Origin of the sequence: Mannheimia haemolytica, assembly GCA_900638155.1 — a bacterium.
GTDB classification, from domain to species: Bacteria; Pseudomonadota; Gammaproteobacteria; order Enterobacterales; family Pasteurellaceae; genus Mannheimia; species Mannheimia glucosida.
The window spans coordinates 2,042,519-2,062,146 of record LR134495.1 but is presented as its reverse complement, the minus strand read 5'-3'; the positions used below and the strand labels follow the sequence as shown (position 1 = coordinate 2,062,146).

Annotated in this window: 19 protein-coding genes; 12 read left to right on the top strand and 7 right to left on the bottom strand. The window is 41.6% G+C overall.

Annotated features, from left to right (window positions below):
- Positions 1–171 precede the first annotated feature (171 nt).
- Genes nrfE through EL242_RS10045 form a run of 4 tightly spaced genes read left to right on the top strand, consistent with a single transcriptional unit; the run spans position 172 to position 3,796 of the window.
- Positions 172–2,076 (top strand): heme lyase NrfEFG subunit NrfE, encoded by a 1,905-nt coding sequence (gene nrfE / locus EL242_RS10060; protein ID WP_126302473.1) that lies wholly within the window; start codon positions 172–174, stop codon positions 2,074–2,076.
- On the top strand, positions 2,073–2,606 hold the full coding sequence (locus EL242_RS10055) for a redoxin family protein (RefSeq protein ID WP_126302472.1): 534 nt from the start codon (positions 2,073–2,075) through the stop codon (positions 2,604–2,606). The genes nrfE and EL242_RS10055 overlap by 4 nt, the downstream gene beginning before the upstream one ends.
- Positions 2,596–3,048, top strand: coding sequence for a heme lyase NrfEFG subunit NrfF (gene nrfF / locus EL242_RS10050; protein WP_126302471.1), 453 nt, complete (start codon positions 2,596–2,598; stop codon positions 3,046–3,048). Before EL242_RS10055 ends, nrfF begins: the two co-directional genes overlap by 11 nt.
- On the top strand, positions 3,035–3,796 hold the full coding sequence (locus EL242_RS10045) for a cytochrome C biogenesis protein (RefSeq protein ID WP_126302470.1): 762 nt from the start codon (positions 3,035–3,037) through the stop codon (positions 3,794–3,796). Before nrfF ends, EL242_RS10045 begins: the two co-directional genes overlap by 14 nt.
- Before the next feature lie 51 nt (positions 3,797–3,847).
- Here EL242_RS10045 and EL242_RS10040 read toward each other — a convergent pair whose 3' ends face one another.
- Complete coding sequence (locus EL242_RS10040; protein ID WP_126302469.1) at positions 3,848–5,242, bottom strand: Do family serine endopeptidase; 1,395 nt, start codon at positions 5,240–5,242, stop codon at positions 3,848–3,850.
- Between the two features lie 224 nt (positions 5,243–5,466).
- Here EL242_RS10040 and mlaF point away from each other — a divergent pair, with 224 nt between their 5' ends.
- The 7 genes from mlaF to murA all read left to right on the top strand — a co-directional run bounded on the left by mlaF (position 5,467) and on the right by murA (position 10,282).
- A complete protein-coding gene (gene mlaF / locus EL242_RS10035; RefSeq protein WP_006249696.1) occupies positions 5,467–6,270 on the top strand; it encodes a phospholipid ABC transporter ATP-binding protein MlaF in 804 nt (267 codons plus the stop codon).
- The gene (gene mlaE / locus EL242_RS10030; RefSeq protein WP_126302468.1) at positions 6,263–7,039 is read left to right on the top strand and encodes a lipid asymmetry maintenance ABC transporter permease subunit MlaE; all 777 of its coding nucleotides are present in this window, start codon (positions 6,263–6,265) and stop codon (positions 7,037–7,039) included. Before mlaF ends, mlaE begins: the two co-directional genes overlap by 8 nt.
- A gap of 20 nt (positions 7,040–7,059) precedes the next feature.
- Positions 7,060–7,584 carry an outer membrane lipid asymmetry maintenance protein MlaD gene (gene mlaD, locus EL242_RS10025; protein WP_126302467.1) on the top strand — a complete coding sequence of 175 codons (525 nt, stop codon included), beginning with the start codon at positions 7,060–7,062 and terminating at the stop codon, positions 7,582–7,584.
- A gap of 45 nt (positions 7,585–7,629) precedes the next feature.
- Positions 7,630–8,265 (top strand): phospholipid-binding protein MlaC, encoded by a 636-nt coding sequence (gene mlaC, locus EL242_RS10020; protein ID WP_126302466.1) that lies wholly within the window; start codon positions 7,630–7,632, stop codon positions 8,263–8,265.
- An 11-nt stretch (positions 8,266–8,276) separates the two neighbouring features.
- Complete coding sequence (locus EL242_RS10015; protein ID WP_006249692.1) at positions 8,277–8,600, top strand: lipid asymmetry maintenance protein MlaB; 324 nt, start codon at positions 8,277–8,279, stop codon at positions 8,598–8,600.
- Between the two features lie 32 nt (positions 8,601–8,632).
- Positions 8,633–8,893: a BolA family protein gene (locus tag EL242_RS10010; RefSeq protein WP_126302465.1), complete on the top strand. Its 261-nt coding sequence runs from the start codon at positions 8,633–8,635 to the stop codon at positions 8,891–8,893.
- 108 nt (positions 8,894–9,001) lie between these two features.
- Positions 9,002–10,282: a UDP-N-acetylglucosamine 1-carboxyvinyltransferase gene (gene murA, locus EL242_RS10005; protein WP_126302464.1), complete on the top strand. Its 1,281-nt coding sequence runs from the start codon at positions 9,002–9,004 to the stop codon at positions 10,280–10,282.
- 75 nt (positions 10,283–10,357) lie between these two features.
- Here the strand turns inward: murA and ruvC are convergent, their stop codons facing one another.
- The 5 genes from ruvC to EL242_RS09980 form a co-directional block, all read right to left on the bottom strand.
- Complete coding sequence (ruvC, locus tag EL242_RS10000) at positions 10,358–10,936, bottom strand: crossover junction endodeoxyribonuclease RuvC (protein ID WP_126302463.1); 579 nt, start codon at positions 10,934–10,936, stop codon at positions 10,358–10,360.
- A gap of 66 nt (positions 10,937–11,002) precedes the next feature.
- A complete protein-coding gene (locus EL242_RS09995) occupies positions 11,003–11,530 on the bottom strand; it encodes a hypothetical protein (protein WP_006251789.1) in 528 nt (175 codons plus the stop codon).
- 129 nt (positions 11,531–11,659) lie between these two features.
- A complete protein-coding gene (locus tag EL242_RS09990; RefSeq protein ID WP_006249687.1) occupies positions 11,660–12,400 on the bottom strand; it encodes a YebC/PmpR family DNA-binding transcriptional regulator in 741 nt (246 codons plus the stop codon).
- A 12-nt stretch (positions 12,401–12,412) separates the two neighbouring features.
- Positions 12,413–12,853: a dihydroneopterin triphosphate diphosphatase gene (nudB, locus tag EL242_RS09985; RefSeq protein WP_126302462.1), complete on the bottom strand. Its 441-nt coding sequence runs from the start codon at positions 12,851–12,853 to the stop codon at positions 12,413–12,415.
- 61 nt (positions 12,854–12,914) lie between these two features.
- On the bottom strand, positions 12,915–13,820 hold the full coding sequence (locus EL242_RS09980; RefSeq protein ID WP_232019671.1) for a DMT family transporter: 906 nt from the start codon (positions 13,818–13,820) through the stop codon (positions 12,915–12,917).
- 77 nt (positions 13,821–13,897) lie between these two features.
- On the opposite strand from EL242_RS09980, the gene EL242_RS09975 reads away from it, so the two are divergent.
- Positions 13,898–14,734 (top strand): DUF72 domain-containing protein, encoded by an 837-nt coding sequence (locus tag EL242_RS09975; RefSeq protein WP_126302461.1) that lies wholly within the window; start codon positions 13,898–13,900, stop codon positions 14,732–14,734.
- A 74-nt stretch (positions 14,735–14,808) separates the two neighbouring features.
- Here EL242_RS09975 and EL242_RS09965 read toward each other — a convergent pair whose 3' ends face one another.
- Positions 14,809–19,557 carry a S6 family peptidase gene (locus tag EL242_RS09965; RefSeq protein ID WP_232019670.1) on the bottom strand — a complete coding sequence of 1,583 codons (4,749 nt, stop codon included), beginning with the start codon at positions 19,555–19,557 and terminating at the stop codon, positions 14,809–14,811.
- Positions 19,558–19,628 lie beyond the last annotated feature (71 nt).

Genomic DNA, 19,628 nt, shown 5'->3' with positions numbered 1-19,628 from the left:
GCGAAGTGAGAGAATGAATAGGCTTATTTTTAAAGTCAGTTTTATTTATTTTCTTCGTTAATGACTTCTGCCAAATCTCCCCTATCCCCTCTTTGCTAAAGAGGGGAATTTAATCGACTGTATATTTTCGTCCTATTTTGCCTTTACAAGCGGTCATTTTTTGGATTTTTTATGCTACCGGAACTCGGCTATTTTTCACTTTTATTGGCTGCAATTACCGCCATTTTTCAAGTTGGTTTTGCACTGCTAGGCGAAGTTCGCAAGCAATATCATTGGCTGGCATTGGCTCCGCTTTTCACTTATTTGCAAGCTGCTTTTACCACATTTTCCTTTTCTGCCTTAGCTTATGCTTTTCTAACCGATGATTTTTCGGTTATCTATGTTGCCGCTCATTCCAACAGCCAACTTCCCGATTTCTTTAAATTTGCCGCCACTTGGGGCGGACACGAAGGCTCAATGCTGTTTTGGCTCACCGCTCTTGTGATTTGGTCTGCGGTATTTTGCAAATTTTCGCAAAAAATTGACCGCTTGTTTGCCAACCGAACCTTAGCGATGTTAGGGCTAATTGCACTAGGTTTTCTACTTTTCATTCTATTGGTTTCCAGCCCATTTGAACGTGGCTTTCCACCACCACCTGAAGGGCGAGATCTCAACCCAATGTTGCAAGATATTGGGCTCATCTTTCACCCGCCTTTGCTCTATTTAGGATATGTCGGCTTTGCGGTAAGTTTTGCAATGATTGTCGCCGCCCTCGTTTCAGGCGGAATGGACGCAGCCATTATGCGTTGGATTCGCCCTTGGACGATGATTTCGTGGGGATTTCTCACCGCCGGCATTATTTTAGGGGCGTGGTGGGCGTACTACGAACTCGGCTGGGGTGGCTGGTGGTTCTGGGATCCGGTGGAAAACGCCTCCCTAATGCCTTGGTTACTCGGTACGGCATTGGTGCATAGTTTAATTGTGAGCCAACAGCGGGGCATTTTCTATTATTGGACGATTTTACTTGCCATTTTCGCCTTTGCTTTAAGCCTATTAGGCACTTTTATTGTTCGTTCGGGCGTACTGACCTCGGTTCACGCCTTTGCGGTCGATCCGGACAGAGGAATGGCACTGCTGATCTTATTCTTCGGCTTAAGTTTCATTGCCCTTTCCTTGTTTGCATTTCGAGCGAATCTCTGGCAAGGCAAAGTGCGTTTCAATTTGCTTTCTAAAGAAACGGCATTTTTATTGATTAATGGCTTATTTAGTGTGGCAGCCTCTGTGGTGTTGCTGGGGACTTTCTACCCAATGATCTTCACGGTAATGAACTGGGGATCGATTTCAGTGGGTGCACCTTATTTCAAAAGCGTATTCACGCCATTAGCGTTGCCGCTAATGATTGTAATGGGATTTGCGGTGGTGCTGGGCTGGAAACAGATTTCAAATAAGCAGATATTGGTAAAACTTTGGTTACTGCCGATTGCAGTCGGTTTAGCGTTAGGGTTGATTTATGCCTCCATCTCGCAAAGAGAGCATTTTGCTTTGCAGCCGTTACCCACCATATTTATCAGCCTTGCGATCTGGATTATTCTCACCCATTTGCCCTATTCGCAAAAAATGTGGCAAATTCGACCGCTTGCGATGCGGTTAGCCCATATCGGCTTTGCGGTTTGCGTGATTGGGGCAATGATGAACAGTTATTACGGCGATGAAATCGGCGTGCGGTTAAAGCCGAATCAAGAGGCGGAACTTGCCGGTTATACCTTCAAATATGAAAATTATAATGATCTCATTGGCCCGAACTACACCGCCGAGCAAGCCATTTTTTCTATCAGCCAAGATGCCAAATTGTTGGCAACCGTCACACCGGAAAGACGCTATTATGATGTAAGAACGATGACAATGGCGGAAGTGGGGCTTTTCCACCACAATTTAGACGATATTTACATTGTGATGGGGGATAAGTTCGGCAATCTGGAATATGCCTTCCGTTTGCACTACAAGCCTTATGTGCAAGCCTTGTGGTTAGGTGGTATGATAATGATGCTTGCTGCGCTGTTAGTGTTATTCGGTTATCGTAGAGAACATAAAAAATGAAAAAAATCTTGTTGCTTATTCCACTACTATTGCTAGTAGTGATTGTTGGCTTTTTAACTGTGCCGTTAATGAACAAAGATGCCCTAGTCCCTACCGAAGATTGGCAGGGCAAGCCGTTTCCTGAGTTTGTAAGCAAGAACTTACTTGATAGTAACGCGCATTTAAACAACAACAGCTTGCCGAAAGAACCCTATATTCTCAATGTGTGGGCAAGTTGGTGTACTTGGTGCATTAAAGAGTTCCCGATTTTGTTGGAATTAAAACAAAAAGGCGTGCCGATTGTTGGCTTAACCTATAGCGATCGCCCAAATGATGCACTTAACGCATTAAAAAACTGGGGAAATCCGTTTAGCTTAATCATCGATGATTATGAGAAAGGCTTTTTGATTCAAACCCTTAAAGTATCTTCTGCACCGTCCAGTTATTTGATTGATAAACACGGTGTGGTGCGCTACCAGCAAAAAGGCTACAACCCTGATTTTGCACAGGATTTTCTCCCTAAATTAGAGGCTCTCAGGAATGAGAAATAGCACCATTTCCACCGGCTTTTTGCAAAAAATCCGCAAAATATTACCGCTTGTATTAGGTTTGTGGCTATTTGTCGGCACGGCTCAAGCTGAAATGGTGGACACTTTACAATTTCAAAATGAGGCGGATCGAGTACGGGCGATTTCACTGGCTCGTTCGCTACGCTGTTTGCAATGCCAAAACCAAAACTTGGTCGAATCCAATGCTACGGCGGCTTACAATATGCGAATTGAAGTGTATGAAATGGTGAATCAAGGGAAAAGTAATGAGGAGATTATCCGCATTATGACCGAACGTTTTGGCAGTTTTGTGAATTACGATCCACCGTTCACGCCACAAACATGGGTATTATGGGGCTTGCCGGTTGGTCTGTTTAGCTTGTTATTTTTAGCCATTTTGTGGCGAACTCGCAAAAGTAAAGGCAACAAAAATGAAAACTCGTGAGCAATTAAGCCAAGAAAACTACCAACAAGTGGTCAAATTTGCCCAACATTTTGCAGATGACGTTAGACAAGAGTTTGAGCGTGAGGCAGAGCAACGTTACCAATTTGAGCGAACGCAATTTGAACAGACTACTTTGCAAAATAACGCTCAAAATCGACCGCTTGCTAAAATAGCAATCCTGAGTTGCGTGGCAATTTTGTTGTTAGGAATGGCTTACTATGGGCTTTCCGGACGCTATCAAGTGGTGCAAGCTGGCTTGCAACAGCATCAAAATTTCCAACAACAGGTGAGTGATCCGCACGGCACATCGAAAAACGAACGCTATGTATTGAGTCTGCAAAATCAGCTTCGAGAAAACCCGAATAACGGTGATTTATGGTACGAACTCGGGCAGGCTTATGCGTTAAGCAATGATTTTGATTCGGCACTGGTTTGCTACGATAATGCCGAGAAGCTACTCGGAAAACGAGCGGCTATTTTAGGGGCGATTGCCACGGCCCGTTATTACGATAACGGGCAGAAAATGACCGATGAAATTCAAGCCATTATCGAACAAGCCCTACAGTTGGATAAAAATGAAAATGCCAGCTTGCTGCTGTTAGCCTCTGACAGCTTTTTAAATAACAACTACCAACAAGCTCTCGATAATTGGCGTAAAGTGTTAGATAGCAATAATGATTCTATCAACCGCAGAGCGATTATCCAAAGTATGGAAATGGCACGACAGATGTTAAATTCCCAGCAATAACAAAAGCCGATGATTTTTGTCATCGGCTTTTGTTTGAGTGGATCAAAAGGTTTATTGCAAAATTACATAGAAATTCGCCCCGTCACGCACAATGTTAAGTGCTACAACGGAAGGTTTGGTATCTAAGATCTTGCGTAAATCAGCAATGTTTTCTACCGAGTGGCGGTTCACGCCGATGATAATATCGCCTTTTTTGAGACTTCGCATTTCAGCAATCGAGCCTTTTTCTACGTTAGAAATTTCAACCCCTTTAATGCCTTTGGCACTATAGTTGTTAAAATCTGCCCCTTTTAATGCCGGAATGAGGTTTGAAGCAGTAACTTTGGCTTCAGAATCCGATTGTAAGGTCACTTTTGCTTTGGCTTCTTTGCCGTCACGCAGGTAAGTAAGTTCAATCTCTTTACCTACACCGGAAGTCGCCACTTTTGCTCGTAATTCGCTGAAACTGCGGATTTTTTGCCCGTTGATTTCAGTAATCACATCACCTGCTTTAAAGCCGGCTTTGGCTGCGGCAGAATCCGGTAAGACTTCGCTTACAAATGCCCCTTGTTGGGTGGAAATATTGAATTCTTTGGCAAGGTCAGCATTTAACTCTCCGCCTTTAATGCCTAACATTCCGCGTTTTACTTCGCCAAATTCGATAATTTGCGTCACGAGGCTGTTTGCCATATTGCTTGGAATTGCAAAGGCAATGCCGGCATTGCCACCGCTTGGGGAAATAATAGCGGTATTGATCCCGATTAATTCGCCGTTTAAGTTAATTAACGGACCGCCAGAGTTACCTTGGTTTACTGCTGCATCGGTTTGAATATAGTTTTCATAGCCTTCATCGGATTGACCTGTTGAACGACCAAGTGCCGAGATGATGCCTGAAGTAACAGTTTGTCCTAAGCCAAACGGGTTACCGATTGCAACTGTAAAATCGCCCACTTGTAATTTATCGGAATCGGCGAATTTAATTTCAGTTAAGTTTTTTGGATCTTCAACTTGAATTAACGCCACATCTGAAAGGGGATCGGCACCGACTAATTTGGCTTTAAATTCACGTCCGTCTTCAAGTTTTACGGTAATTTTATCGGCATTGGCGATCACGTGGTTATTGGTAATCACATAACCTTTTTCGGCATTGATGACTGCACCTGATCCAACGCCACGGAAATTGCGTGGAGCTGATGAGCGGTTGCCGAATAAATCGGCGTGAGGACCGAAGAAAAATTCAAATTCTTCCGGAATTTCACGACTGCGGCGGCTATCGTCTTTGGTTTTACCTTCTACTGCAATACTCACCACCGCCGGGCGAACTTTTTCCAGCATTGGTGCAAGGCTTGGCACCGCTTGTCCGTTTACGGCTGTGGGTAATGTTGCTTCTGCATACGCCGGCATTGCGGCAATGGTTGAGCCTAAAATGAATGCAGTTAAAAATGATTTTTTCATTGTTTTGTTCATATTGTGAATGTTCCTCATATCCTATGTTTTTATAATCTACGAGTGAAAACGCTCGTATTGGCTAAGACAAAACCTTTCTTTTTCAGTTCAGCCGATTTGCAAAAAATTTAGCAAATCTGACCGCTTGTAAAGGCAGATTTTTGTCAGATTATTAAAAGTTTTTTGACATTCTGGCAAATTTGATAGACCATAAATATCACTTTTATTAATTTGAGTCCTATTTGATGACAAAAACGGAAAATTTGGTTGAAGTAAAAAACTTGACCTTCAAGCGAGGGGAGCGAGTGATTTACGATAACCTGAATCTGCAAGTGCAGAAAGGTAAAGTGACTGCCATTATGGGGCCTTCTGGGATTGGTAAAACCACCCTGTTGAGGCTAATCGGTGGGCAGATTTTACCTGAATCGGGCGAAATTTTATTTGATGGCAGAGATATTTGCAAAGCCAATAACAAAGAGTTGTATGAAATTCGCCAACGAATGGGGATGTTGTTTCAATCGGGGGCGTTATTTACCGATATTTCTACCTTCGATAATGTGGCTTTCCCGATTCGGGAGCATACCCGTTTACCCGAAGAGCTGATTCGCAAATTGGTATTATTGAAGCTCGAGGCGGTTGGGTTGCGAGGTGCGGCAAATTTAATGCCGTCCGAACTTTCCGGCGGTATGGCAAGACGTGCCGCTCTTGCTCGAGCGATTGCGTTAGATCCGGATCTGATTATGTATGATGAGCCGTTTACCGGGCAAGATCCGATTAGTATGGGGGTGATTGTCGAGCTGATTAAAGAGTTAAATCAGGCATTGAATTTGACCTCCATTGTGGTGTCTCACGATGTGAAAGAGGTATTAAGTATTGCCGATTATGCTTATATTGTGGCAGATAAACGAGTGATTGCAGAAGGAACGCCGGAAATCTTACAAGCTAGTGAAGATCCACAAGTAGTGCAATTCTTAGCCGGTAAAGCAGACGGGCCTGTGCGTTTCCATTATCCGGCAAAAGATTATACGGAGGAGCTATTTAATGGTTAATTTTATTAGCTCTATTGGGGCTTTTGTGATTAATTTTATCCGTACATTTGGGCGTTCAGCCTTCATGTTGTGGGGAGCATTAATTGGTAAGCCTGAATTTAGAAAACACCCCCCATTACTGATTAAACAGCTTTATGTGCTAGGCGTGCAATCACTCTTGATTATTATGCTGTCAGGCTTATTTATCGGAATGGTATTAGGCCTACAAGGTTATGTGGTATTGGTCGATTTTGCTGCTGAAAGTAGTTTAGGAACCTTGGTTTCACTCTCGCTTTTAAGAGAACTCGGCCCTGTTGTTACCGCACTCTTATTTGCCGGACGAGCCGGTTCGGCATTAACCGCAGAAATCGGGCTAATGAAAGCTACAGAGCAACTTTCCAGCCTTGAAATGATGGCGGTTGATCCATTAAGACGTATCATTGCCCCTCGCTTTTGGGCGGGCGTGATTTCAATGCCGATTTTAGCTGCTATTTTTACCGCTATCGGAATTTGGGGCGGATCACTTGTTGGGGTAGATTGGAAAGGTGTTGATAGCGGCAGTTTCTGGTCGGTAATGCAAAACTCGGTGAACGCCAGCGATTTAATTAATGGCTTTATTAAAAGTCTGATTTTTGCCTTTGCAGTAGTCTGGATTGCCTTATTTAACGGCTACGATTGTGTACCGACTTCAGAAGGGATCAGCCAAGCGACCACAAGAACGGTGGTAAATGCCTCACTGGTGATTTTGGGATTAGATTTTATTTTAACTGCGATAATGTTCGGCGGTTGATTTTTTAAAAGGAACAGACAATGCGTCAATCAATTAAATATGAATTTTGGGTAGGTTTATTTGTACTGCTCGGGCTTGCAGCTCTTGTCTTTTTAGGATTAAGAGTAGCAAATGTGCAGGGCTTCTCAAATGAGAAAACTTACACCCTGTATGCAACTTTTGATAATATCGGTGGACTAAAGGTTCGTGCGCCTATTAAAGTTGGCGGTGTGGTAGTTGGCCGAGTAGCTGATATTTCACTTGATAACAAAACCTACACTCCGAGAGTGGCATTAGCGGTAAATGAAAGTTTTAATCAAATTCCCGATACCAGCTCGCTTTCAATTAAAACCTCAGGCTTATTAGGCGAGCAATACGTTGCGTTAAATGTTGGCTTCGTAATCGAAGGTGAAACTGCAATGATGAAAGAAGGTGATACTTTTGTAGATACCAATTCTGCAATGGTGTTAGAAGATTTAATCGGTCAGTTCTTATATGGCGATAAAAAGTCAGATAAAACTGAAGATGAAAAAGCAAGTGATTCTGCTGAACCAAAAGCAGAGTAATTAAGTACAACAACCTCTAATGTAGAGTTTTGGAGAGCATCAATAATGTTAAAAAACATTAAAAAAATTATCGTAACAGGCTTAGTGGCAGTTTCTGCATTATTTTCAACCACCGCATTTGCTGAAACTAGCCCTTATGTATTAATGCAACAAACCGCAGATAAATTATTTGGCGATATTAAAGCAAATCAAGCGAAAATTAAATCAAACCCTGAATATTTGCGTACCATTGTGCGTAACGATTTAATGCCACACGTTCACGTGAAATATGCAGGTCAATTAGTGTTAGGTAAAAACTTATCGGCTGCGACTGACGCACAAAAAGAGGCATTCTTTAATGCTTTTGGTCAATTTGTTGAGCAGTCTTATGCTCAGGTGTTAACCCAGTATCAAGATCAAAGTGTGCAAATTGAAAGCCCGAAATCAGTGGATGGTAAATCTATCGTAAGCATTCGTGTAAACGTGTCAGGCAAAGGTGCTGCACAGCCGATCAAATTAGACTTTAAATGGCGTAAAAACAGCAAAACTGGCGAATGGCAAGCATACGATATGGCAGCGGAAGGTGTGAGTATGGTTGCAACCAAACAAAATGAATGGGCAGGCGTGATTCGTCAAAAAGGGATTGATGCCTTAACTGCACAAGTGGCACAAGCTGCAAAACAGCCTATCACCTTAAAATAAGTAGTTTAGTTATGCCTCAAAAAACATTACAATGGGACATTCAGCAAAATAACGAAAGTCTTTTTGTGAAACTATCAGGCGAATTAACTCGTAACACGTTGCTCCCTTTATGGAAGCAACGTGCTTCTTTTTTATCTCCAACAGGGAAACAAAGCCTATATTGGGATTTAAAAGAAATCACTCGGATTGATTCTGCTGGTTTTACCTTACTTGCTGAATTACTGAATCATTACCATAAAATCATACCAAACAGTTTGATTAATACGCCAGATTCTGTCAGAACTTTGGCTGCATTATACGATTTAGACGGTTGGTTTGAGCAATTTATTATTTGAGTGAGTTACCAATCATATTTTAGGAAGTCAGAATGAATCCATCACAAATTGAAGAAATTTTAAAACAAGCATTACCTGATGCAACAGAAGTCCACGCTCAAGGCGAAAATGCCCACTTTGGCGTTATTGTAGTAAGTGACAGCATTGCCTCTCTTTCAAAAGTAAAACAACAGCAAGCGGTTTATGCCCCTTTAGCTGAGTATTTCACTACTAATGCGATTCACGCTTTAACCATTAAAGTATTCAGCGTGGAAAAATGGAAAACTGAGCGTTTGCTAAATATGGTTGGATAGATGAAATGTAGGGGCGAATCACTATTCGCCCAAACTCTTTTGTAAACGTTGGAAAATTGGGCGAAAAATTTTTCGCCCCTACAAATTATTATTTTTAGGATCTCCCAAATGGAAAAATTTCGTGTGTATGGTCCATTTTCTTTAAATGGTACTGTCGATATTTCAGGTGCGAAAAACGCCGCACTCCCTATTTTATTTGCCGCTATTTTGGCTGAAAAACCAGTTACGTTAAAAAATGTGCCTGATTTAAAAGATGTAGACACCACTTTTAAAATCTTACGCCAATTAGGGGTAACGGTTGAAAAAGGTAGCGATAAAGGCGTGGTACATATTGATGCGAGTAAGATCAATAATTACGTTGCACCTTACGAATTAGTGAAAACAATGCGTGCTTCAATTTGGGCGTTAGCTCCATTAGTTGCCCGGTTCCAACTTGGGCAAGTTTCTTTACCGGGCGGTTGTACTATCGGGGCAAGACCGGTGGATATGCACATTTCCGGTCTTGAAAAAATGGGGGCAAAGATCGAGCTTGATGAAGGCTATGTCAAAGCCACTTCAAGCGGTCGTTTAAACGGTGCAAGAATCTATATGGATAAAGTGAGCGTAGGAGCAACTTTATCTGTTATGATGGCAGGTACTCTAGCAAAAGGCACTACTGTTATTGAAAATGCTGCTCGTGAGCCTGAAATTGTGGATACTGCCGATTTCTTAAATGCAATGGGAGCAAAAATTTCAGGTGCTGGCACCGATATGATTACTATTGAAGGGGTAGAACATTTAGGCGGTTGTGAACACAGCGTAGTGCCGGATCGTATTGAAACCGGTACATTTTTAGTTGCAGCGGCTATTTCCGGTGGTCGAATTACTTGCCGTAATACCAAAGCAGACACTCTTGATGCAGTGATCGAAAAATTACGTGAAGCTGGAATGCAGGTTGATGTGACGGAAAATACTATCACGCTTGATTCTCTAGGTCGTCGCCCGAAAGCAGTAAATATTCGTACTATGCCGCACCCGGGCTTTCCAACCGATATGCAAGCTCAATTTACCTTATTAAATACCGTTGCAGAAGGTACAAGCCGTATTACAGAAACAATTTTTGAAAACCGTTTTATGCATATTCCTGAGCTGATTCGTATGGGCGCCAAAGCGGAAATTGAAGGTAATACTGCAATTTGCTATGGTGTAGAGCAGTTAAAATCAGCAGAAGTAATGGCAACTGACTTGCGTGCTTCCATCAGCTTAGTGTTGGCAGGCTGTATTGCAACAGGTGAAACGATTGTGGATAGAATTTACCATATCGACCGTGGCTATGAACACATCGAAGAAAAATTGCGTCAGATTGGAGCAAGAATTGAACGTTTCTCTGCTCCTTTTGAAGGCGAGTAAATTGCAAATTTTTAACTGAAAATGACCGCTTGATAGGCAACTATCAAGCGGTTTTTATACATTATGCCGCTGTGGTTAGCCTTTTAACCTAAACCTTCCCCGGCTATAACGGGTTTTCATTAGGGCTAGGATTTGCTCTTTTTCACTACTTACGTTCTGCTGGCTTTGCTTAGCAACAATCAGTGAATGTTGAATAGAATGAGCGTGAGTAATGGCAATGGCTAATGCATCAGCCGCATCAGCTTGTGGTTTGGCGGAGAGTTTAAGCATACGGGTTACCATATCTTGCACTTGAACTTTATCGGCAGAACCAATACCCGTTACGGTTTGTTTGACTAATCGGGGGGCATACTCAAACACAGGTAGATCGTGATTAACTGCTGCAACAATCGCTGTTCCTCTAGCTTGCCCTAGTTTTAAGGCAGAATCAGGGTTTTTCGCCATAAAAACCTGTTCTATAGCAAACATATTTGGTTGAAATTGAGTGATGATTTCGCTCACTCCTGCATAAATCCGTTTTAGACGGGTAGGCAGATCTTCAGCCGTAGTGCGAATAGCCCCACTTCCTAAATATTCTAGCTGTCGCCCGTTTTGGCGAATCACACCGTAACCTGTTACCCTTGAGCCGGGGTCAATTCCTAAAATAATAGCCATCTTTGTGCAATAAAATAAGCGAGAAGATATTATCTTCTCGCTTATGAGTAGTAAAATCAAGAAAGATTATTTATTTAATTTTGAGGTTAATGCTTTATCTACATCACATAATTTAGCAACGATGGTATCTGTTTTAGCACCATATTTGGTTAGCATACCTGACTGGCCATTAGATGATAAGGTAAAGCCTGTGTCTAAATCCCAAGAATATTTATCCGTTTTGAATGAAGTAGAATCTTGGTTTGAGGCATCACGAGTTAATGTTGGGATCTTTTGTGTTTTACCGCCGCTTTGGACTAATAGATTTACTGCTTTTGCCTCTTCTCCTTGGAAGACATAATTCGCAGTTACACGTTTACCACTTTGGCAACGATATACAATTGATTTTGCACCATCAGTTGCTTTTTCTACTTTTACTGCACCACTTGCACGAGGTGCATTACCTGCAATTTCATTCACTTGCTGTGTTGCTTGTTCAGCCGCTTTAGTCACAGCGTCCTGAGCTTGCTGAGGAGCAGATTGTGTGTTTGCATTAGAGCAAGCAGCTAAGACTAAAGTAGCGGCCAATGCCGGAACGAATTTCACTAATTTCATAGACTCTCCTTAAAATGTTATAGTAAAGTAGTAGCATATAAACTACATTAGGTTAGTCAGTAATATAGGAAAAAAGTTCATAAAAAAATAAGCATAACCTAAATTATGCTTATTTTGCGTGATTTTTTATTACAGTAATGCAGCCACTTCATCACTGATTTCGCCGTTGTGATACACGTTTTGTACATCATCACAATCTTCAAGGCGGTTGATTAAATCAAGCAGTTTTGGTGCAGTTTCTGCGTCAAGTTCAACGGTAGTTGATGGAATCATCGTTACTTCTGCATTCTCAATTTTAAAGCCTGCAGCCTCAATGCCGTCTTTCACTGAGCCTAAATCTTCCCAAGCAGTATAAATTTCAAAGCTACCATCTTCTTGTGGTTGAATATCGTCCGCACCGGCCTCAATAGCTGCTTCAGTTAAGGCATCTTCATCGGCATTTGCCACTAAAATTAAACCTTTTTTGCTAAATAAATAACCTACCGACCCTTCAGTCCCTAAGTTACCGCCACATTTGGTGAAACTTGGACGAACTTGGGAAATCGTACGGTTAGCGTTATCACTTAAACATTCCACCATAACTGCTGTACCACCCGGGCCGTAACCTTCGTAGATTTTGGTTTCCATATTGGTGTCATCGCCACCACCGACACCACGCTCGATTGCACGGTTAATGGTATCACGGGTCATATTGCTGGATAAGGCTTTATCCACTGCCGCACGTAAACGTGGGTTAGAAGAAGTATCGCCACCGCCTAATTTTGCTGCAGTAACTAATTCACGAATTAATTTAGTAAAGATTTTACCGCGTTGTGCATCTTGTGCCGCTTTACGGTGTTTAATATTTGCCCACTTACTATGGCCTGCCATTCTGTTGTTTCCTTATTTTGATGTTAAATATTCTTGTATTGCTTGGGCATTGTTAGGAGATTTAGTCAGTCGAACCGCATCTTCCACTGAAACCCAACGATATGCCAAATGTTCGGTTAAAACAGGTTCTTGCTCGCTTTCAAGCGGTAGCAAAAACCAATGTTCGACACAATGTGTGATATTAGGTGCGTATTTATACCGAAAATGTGGGAAAATTTCAAATTCTATCTGCTTTTGGCAATCAACAAGCGGTTGTTTTTGCTCAAAAGTTTGCAAACCGGTTTCTTCCAACACTTCCCGTTTAGCTGCTTCCAGCGGTGTTTCACCAATGTTGATAGAACCGGTTACCGATTGCCAAAAATCAGGATCGTCTTTGCGTTGTAGCATCAATACTCGTTGGGTGTTTTTAGCATAAATCACCACCAAAACGCTGTGAGGATTTTTATAATTCATTTCTGTTATTTGCAAAATTTTTGCCTATTTTAACCGCTTGTCTTTTCATTTAGGAAATTAATTATCCCAGCACCACCAAGATTGCGGCAATCACTACTAAAATCAGCCCGATAAAATCTTGAATTTTAAGCCGTTCTTTAAACACAAAATAGGAAATACCGAGAATAAAGAAAATTTCCACTTGTCCAAGCGTTTTTACAAAGGCAACGTGGTTCAGGCTCATTGCATTGAACCAACCGAATGAGCCGAGAAATGAAAACAGGCTGGTTATCATACCTAATTTTGGAAAACGAAAGAATTTAATCAGCGTCTCTTTTTGGAGAAGAGCTAGGTATATAACCAATATCACCGCCTCAAAGCTAATCACGCTAAAAAGTACCCACGCCGCTGAAAGCAAATAGTGGCTGTTGAGTTGCAGACTGGCTTCCCTAACCCAAAGGGAAGTGAGAGCGAAGCATAAACCGCTGGCTATGCCGAGAAATAGCGTTTTCCACGAAAGTTGGCGTAGATTACCGCTGCCGGTCATTAAGAAAATCGCCACCCCGCCTAGTACCACGCCAAGCCAGCCAATACCACTGATGGTTACACCAAAAAATAACACGCCAAGTAAAGCCGCCCATACTGCCTCGCTTTTCGCCAGCCCGACACCTATTGCATAATTTTTTAAGTGAAAAAGTTGCACCATTAGCGAAGTTGCCAGAATTTGAGCCAACCCAGCCCCAATGGCATACACAAAAAACAGCGGTGGAAAATGGGGAATGTTGAGGGTCTCGTCATATTGGTATAAAAAATAGAGATAACCGCTTGCCAACGGCATAGCGTAGAAAAAGCGGGCGAGCGTTACCCCCAATACAGGCACATTGACGCTTAATTGCTTTTGAAAGGCATTGCGACCGGCTTGAGCCACGGCTGCCAGCAGAGTAAACCAAATCCACATAACGATGATGAAATAAGACAAGATAGCCAAATCTTACTCTTTTATTCGCAGTTTGCAAGCGGTTAAAAAAACATTAAAATTTGCAAAAAATTGAAAGAATAAACACAATGCTCCCTCATATTTACATTGGCACCGGCGGCTATGCCGACACAGATTTAATCGGCACGCTTTACCCATTCGGCACGGCAAAAGAGGATTTTCTGTTTGTCTATAGCCAACATTACGACACGCTGGAAATTAACAGTACATTCCACGCCCCCATCGGGCAGAAAGCCTTTGAAGGAATGGTGCAGAAAGCGGAAGGTCGGCTGAATTTTTCGGTGAAACTGCATCAAGATTTCAGCCATCAACGCACGGCGACTTTAGAGCAAGCTCAAGCTTTTCTCAATGCGTTAGCTCCATTCACTGCTGAAGGGTTATTGGCAAATTTATTTGTTCAGTTCCCGACTCAATTTGAACGCACGCCACTTAATCGCCGCTATCTTGCCGAGCTGTGCCAATGGTTTGCGGATTATCCGTTAGCGATTGAATTTCGCCACCCAAGCTGGCATATTCCGGTGGTGTTTGATACCTTTACTAAAAGCCCCAATCTGATTTGGTGTAATGTGGATTACCCACAAAATATCGGTTTGCCGGCATTTCACTTTTTTGCCAACCAACGCACTGCTTATTTACGCTTGCACGGTCGCAACCCGAATTGGTGGAAAGGACAGAGTGCGGCAGAACGCCACGATTACCGCTATTCAGATGAGGAATTAAAAGGCTTGGCAGAATTGCTTTTTAACCGCAGAACGGAATTTGACAGGCTATATCTCTACTTTGAAAACACCACCAAAAGCCACGCCTTTTATAATATTCAAACCCTAAAAGGCTTTTTGGCGGAGAAAGGCTTTCAAATTAAACCTGTGCCGGAGAGTCTGCTTGGGCAGCAGAGTTTGTTTTGATGGGTAATTTACATTGTTGAGGAGTAAATAAAGGGCCATGCCATTTAGTAATGGATAGCCCTTAATCTCAATATTTACCATTCATATGTAACTTTGAACGAGATATAACGCTGTTTATTTAGCGTATTCCCCGTTAAGAAACCTGCCTGAATTCCTGCGTTTATATTGCGATAATTAGCGGATATACCTGCTTCTTGTTTAAAATAACGCCCCATTTGCTGCTCTATTTGTAAATTATTGAAACGAGTTCTTAATTTCCCATGGCTTGCATCAACAAAATAGCTACCTATTTCCGGTTTTATTTGCAGGCCATTTAGTTCAAGCGTTTTATTAATTGACAGACCGGCTTGAAGAGCGAGAAGATCAACAGCGTTTGTTTCGATTTTTGCATCTACAAGTTGATTACCTGCTGAAGATAAATGATGATAACGGGCGCTAAATGATGGGATTATATTCACGTTTGCAGATTCCCATGCTTTACCGATACTAAGCCCTGTTACAAATACTGAACGATCTAATTTTACTGTATTTGCTTGATAAGTTAAGCGATTGCTTGCTTTCCCAAAACCGGTATCTATCGCAACAAAAACACCATTTTGCCATGTTTTCTTCGCATACATTGATAGCATTGTTAAGCGGCCTTTACCGCTATAATAATGGTCAAAATTATTTCTCGCTTTTGATTGAGATAATATCATACCAAGTGTGACCTGATTATCTAAGGCTTTCTCTAATCCTAGATGGATAACGTTCGCATCTTGTTTAAATCCATATCCGGCAGAGCGATGCTCTGTCGTTTGATAATCTGTTTTAGACCATACTTTCCAATTTTGGGTCCCTTCCGAATGAATTACATGATCTAATACTGTAGTTACACCTAATACAGCATTAGTTTGCGCAGTTAACTCGGATGCGATCAAATGTGCATTTCCATTGTATTTAGGTAATGGCTCAGCGGTTTCACCCGATCCTTTTTCTGAATGCTCAATGTCTCCTGTGTATTCAGGTAACGGATCAGCAGTTTCACCCGGCCCTTTTTCCGAATGCTCAATATCTCCTGTGTATTCAGGTAACGGATCAGCAGTTTCACCCGGCCCTTTTTCAGAATGCTCAATATCCCCGGTGTATTCAGGTAACGGTTCAGCGGTTTCACCCGACCCTTTTTCAGAATGCTCAATGTCTCCTGTGTATTCAGGTAACGGGTCAGCGGTTTCACTTGGGCCTTTTTCCGAATGTTCAATATCCCCAGTGTATTCAGGTAACGGGTCAGCGGTTTCACTTGGGCCTTTTTCCGAATGTTCAATATCCCCAGTGTATTCAGGTAACGGGTCAGTGGTTTCGCCCGGCCCTTTTTCTGAATGCTCAATGTCTCCTGTGTATTCAGGTAATGGGTCAGCGGTTTCGCCTGGCCCTTTTTCTGAATGCTCAATATCTCCGGTGTATTCAGGTAATGGGTCAGCGGTTTCACTTGGCCCTTTTTGAGTAATTTTAGGTTCTTCCTCTTCCTCTTTCTCTGGATTGAGGTAATACACATTCCCTTCTTTGAGTAAATGGTAGCGATATTCGCCTGAGCGCACTTCATTTGCTAAATTAAGAGAAAAGTCTTCTTCATTTGTTGTTTCAAATAATTTAATCTTTTGGGCTGAATGGGCGCTACCATTTGTGCTAATTTCTATCGAAAATTGACCGCTTGCGGTGTCTTTAATTGTGACTATATCGCTCGCTGTTTTAGTTAAGTCAGCAACAAATTTAAATATTCCATTCCCTGTGAGAGTATTAGCTGTAAGCGTATTCTGTTTTGTAGCTGTCGGAGTATTTAAATGGATTTGGCTACCATTTGCGACATTTAAGACATCTACAATGGTGTTGGTTAAGGTTGTCCATACCCCAGAAAGATTAACGGTTGAACCATTTTCACCATTAAATATTCCTGTTGTACTCAAGCCGGTTAAATTAGCAATACTTCCATCATTAAGTTGAACCTTAGTGGACTCCTGAGCTGTAATTGAGCCAGTTAAGTCTGCTTTACTGCCTAACGAAAATGTTGAATTGTCAGCTAAAGAGACATTGCCAGCCACTTTGGTTCTCTCCCAGCTGTTTAAATCAGTCTCTGATAAGGTAGCGTTAATATTACAGGTTGCTATGCCTGTGCGGTCAGAGCGAATACATGCTTGTGAGGTACCTTGGGTAAAACCAATTTGAGCGGTAGCATTATCTGTTAAATTAAAATTACCGTTAACAGCGGAAACATTACGGCTGATTTCAAGCTTGCCGTTGCCTTTAGCTGCAAAGATTGTTGCATTGAATGAGCGGTTGAGCCAGTCACCTTCAATCAGGACTTCTTTATTCGCTACTTTGTCATAGGCATGAGGCGTTGGGCGACCCGATAAAATGATTTCGCTTGTACCTTCTGCAGAAAGTGTACCGTTGAGGTTAGTTCCCCCAGTGATAAGCAATTTGCCGTTTGCCACTTCATTACTGTTCATTGTAATGTTCAATTGACCATTGGTTTTGCTAGGATCAGTTTCACCAAAATAACCGTTAAAACCTTGGACGGTACCTTCTGCTGCTTTGATTTTTTCAGCAAGTATTTGTTGTTTGGCTGCACTTTCATTTGCTACTTTGAGTACTTCAAAGTATTCATTTTCACGAATGAGACCAGTAGCAAAGTCTAAATCGATGAAAACTTTACGCGCATTAAAAATAGCTGTGATCTCTGCAACGCTTAAAGGTTTTTTCAAACGGATAAAATTAGTTGGCAAGTGTGGAAAACGTTGATATGTGAAAATATCTTTGTCCAAATGACGAGAAACCTGATCTGGACTAGTAATTGCTTGAACTTTCACTTGGTCAATTGTTGGACTAACTATGCCGGTTAGTGTAATGTTTGCCGTTTGGGCTATATTATGATTGACAACCATCGCTCCTTCATCGCTATTCTGAATACGGCGAAAAGTGAGATCATTGCCATTGACATCTAAGCGCCCCCCACGATAACCAAAATAGATATTATTAGGATCCATTTGATCTGATGAGTTGAGGATTACGGTAGGTCTGCCACTCACAATACCTAGTTCTGAAAATGCAGATTTTTTGTTATTTTCATCCGCTTGTTGATTTAATACAACGGTGCCATCACCAACGCTAACGGAACCTTTATTTTCTCCTTTGCCGTTGATAGTTAGTGTCCCTTGCCCGATTTTTGATAATCTGTCACCAGCAGGGTTACTGATTTTCCAGATCACATTTTTATCTTTATCAATATCAACACCGGCTCCTAACCAAGTAATGCCTGCTTTCATACCTTCCACAGTGGTATTACCATGAAAATGGATTGCTCCTGCACCTTGGTTGATATTCTCTGTGAGACTTAGCGTATTGTTTTCACCCAAAATATGGAATGTTTTACCGTGTTGGAGTTGAGGATTCCAAGGGTTATCGCCTGTATTACCATTATGACCTTGAAGTGTTGGTAATGAAGTATCTGCTAAATTAACTGTAAGAGGAGCATTCCCTCCTACGATTGAGCTGGTATTGCCAGAAGGTGTCCAAGTGAGTCTAGCACCATTTGCATTAATAGCACCTGCATTATTTTCTTTTTCTAAAGCACGTACATAATGTGGGTGGTGATAGTTCCAGTAAGATTTATAAACATCTCCCCCAGGCGTATTATTCTCTGAGAAATAGTCACTATATACACCTAACACAACCCATTTTTGGGTACGAACATCATAACCAAAAAGAGCGGAGCCACTATCGCCAGGTAAACCAAGCGTTGTTAAAGGACCATAGCCGTGGTCTTTAAATACATCGTTTACGGTGTTCTTTTCAGTTTTTGCCACTAAAATACGGCTGTTAAAATCGCTGCCTGAAACGTTTGGATCGCCATTAGTAACAGGCAGAACGCTACCTCCTGTCAAAAAAGGGCCGTTACCGACTTCAATACGCCCGTTGTTTAAGCGATCTCTTTCGTTGTTAACCACTGCTTGTCTACCAGAACCGGCACGAATAAACATAGGGAAAATAAAAGGGTCGCTAAATACACTATAAAAATCTTGTACATTTTCGGTAGTGCGTTCAATCTCATTAGCTGGAGCGACTTCAGTTACTAATTTCGACAATCTAGGTGCGTGGTAGTCCCAGCGGGGCGTTGGGTTACCTGAACCATCTAAAATCAGTTTTTCTCCTTCGTCATTACGTTCACGTTTTTCTGTGCCTTTCCCGAGATCTGTTCTTTCTTTATTTGGATCAGGCATATAGTTATTACGGCGCACCACACTATAATTGTAATGATGGTCGTCGGCTTTTTCGCTAGATGAATCACCAAATTGAATGTCTCGATAGCCTTGGTTGTGGTTTACACTAATAACGTATTGTGGATTAACTAATGTTGCAATCCCTGTTTGACGAGTAATGGAAGAGAAGTCAATCATTGGAATAGAGATAGTTTCACCTGTTACTGTTTCAAAAACAGGTAGATCGTTAGAGTCTTCATCACCTCCACCGTAGAGAAATTCATAACAACCGGGTAAACTTTCATTATTAAGGCATTCAGATAGGCTTACATTCGGCTTAGGTGAAATATTTGATTCCACTTCAACCTGCTTAGTTGGTGTAACCTGTAAAAAAGTACCTATATTTTTGCCTGTTTTATCAATAACTGGAATATTGGTTGCCCCAACAAAAAATTTGCCTTTATTTTCTGCTAAATCACGAAAATATTGATAATCAACATCACCACGTACAATAGATGCCAGTAATGTTGGTGAAAGAGAAATAGCAATTGATGTTGCTAGAAGAGAGAGCTTGAAAGTATGCTTCATTATTATTTGAAACCTGTATAAATATGTAAGTAGATCAGATTTGAGTGCTATTAAAAAGATTATTTAAATTG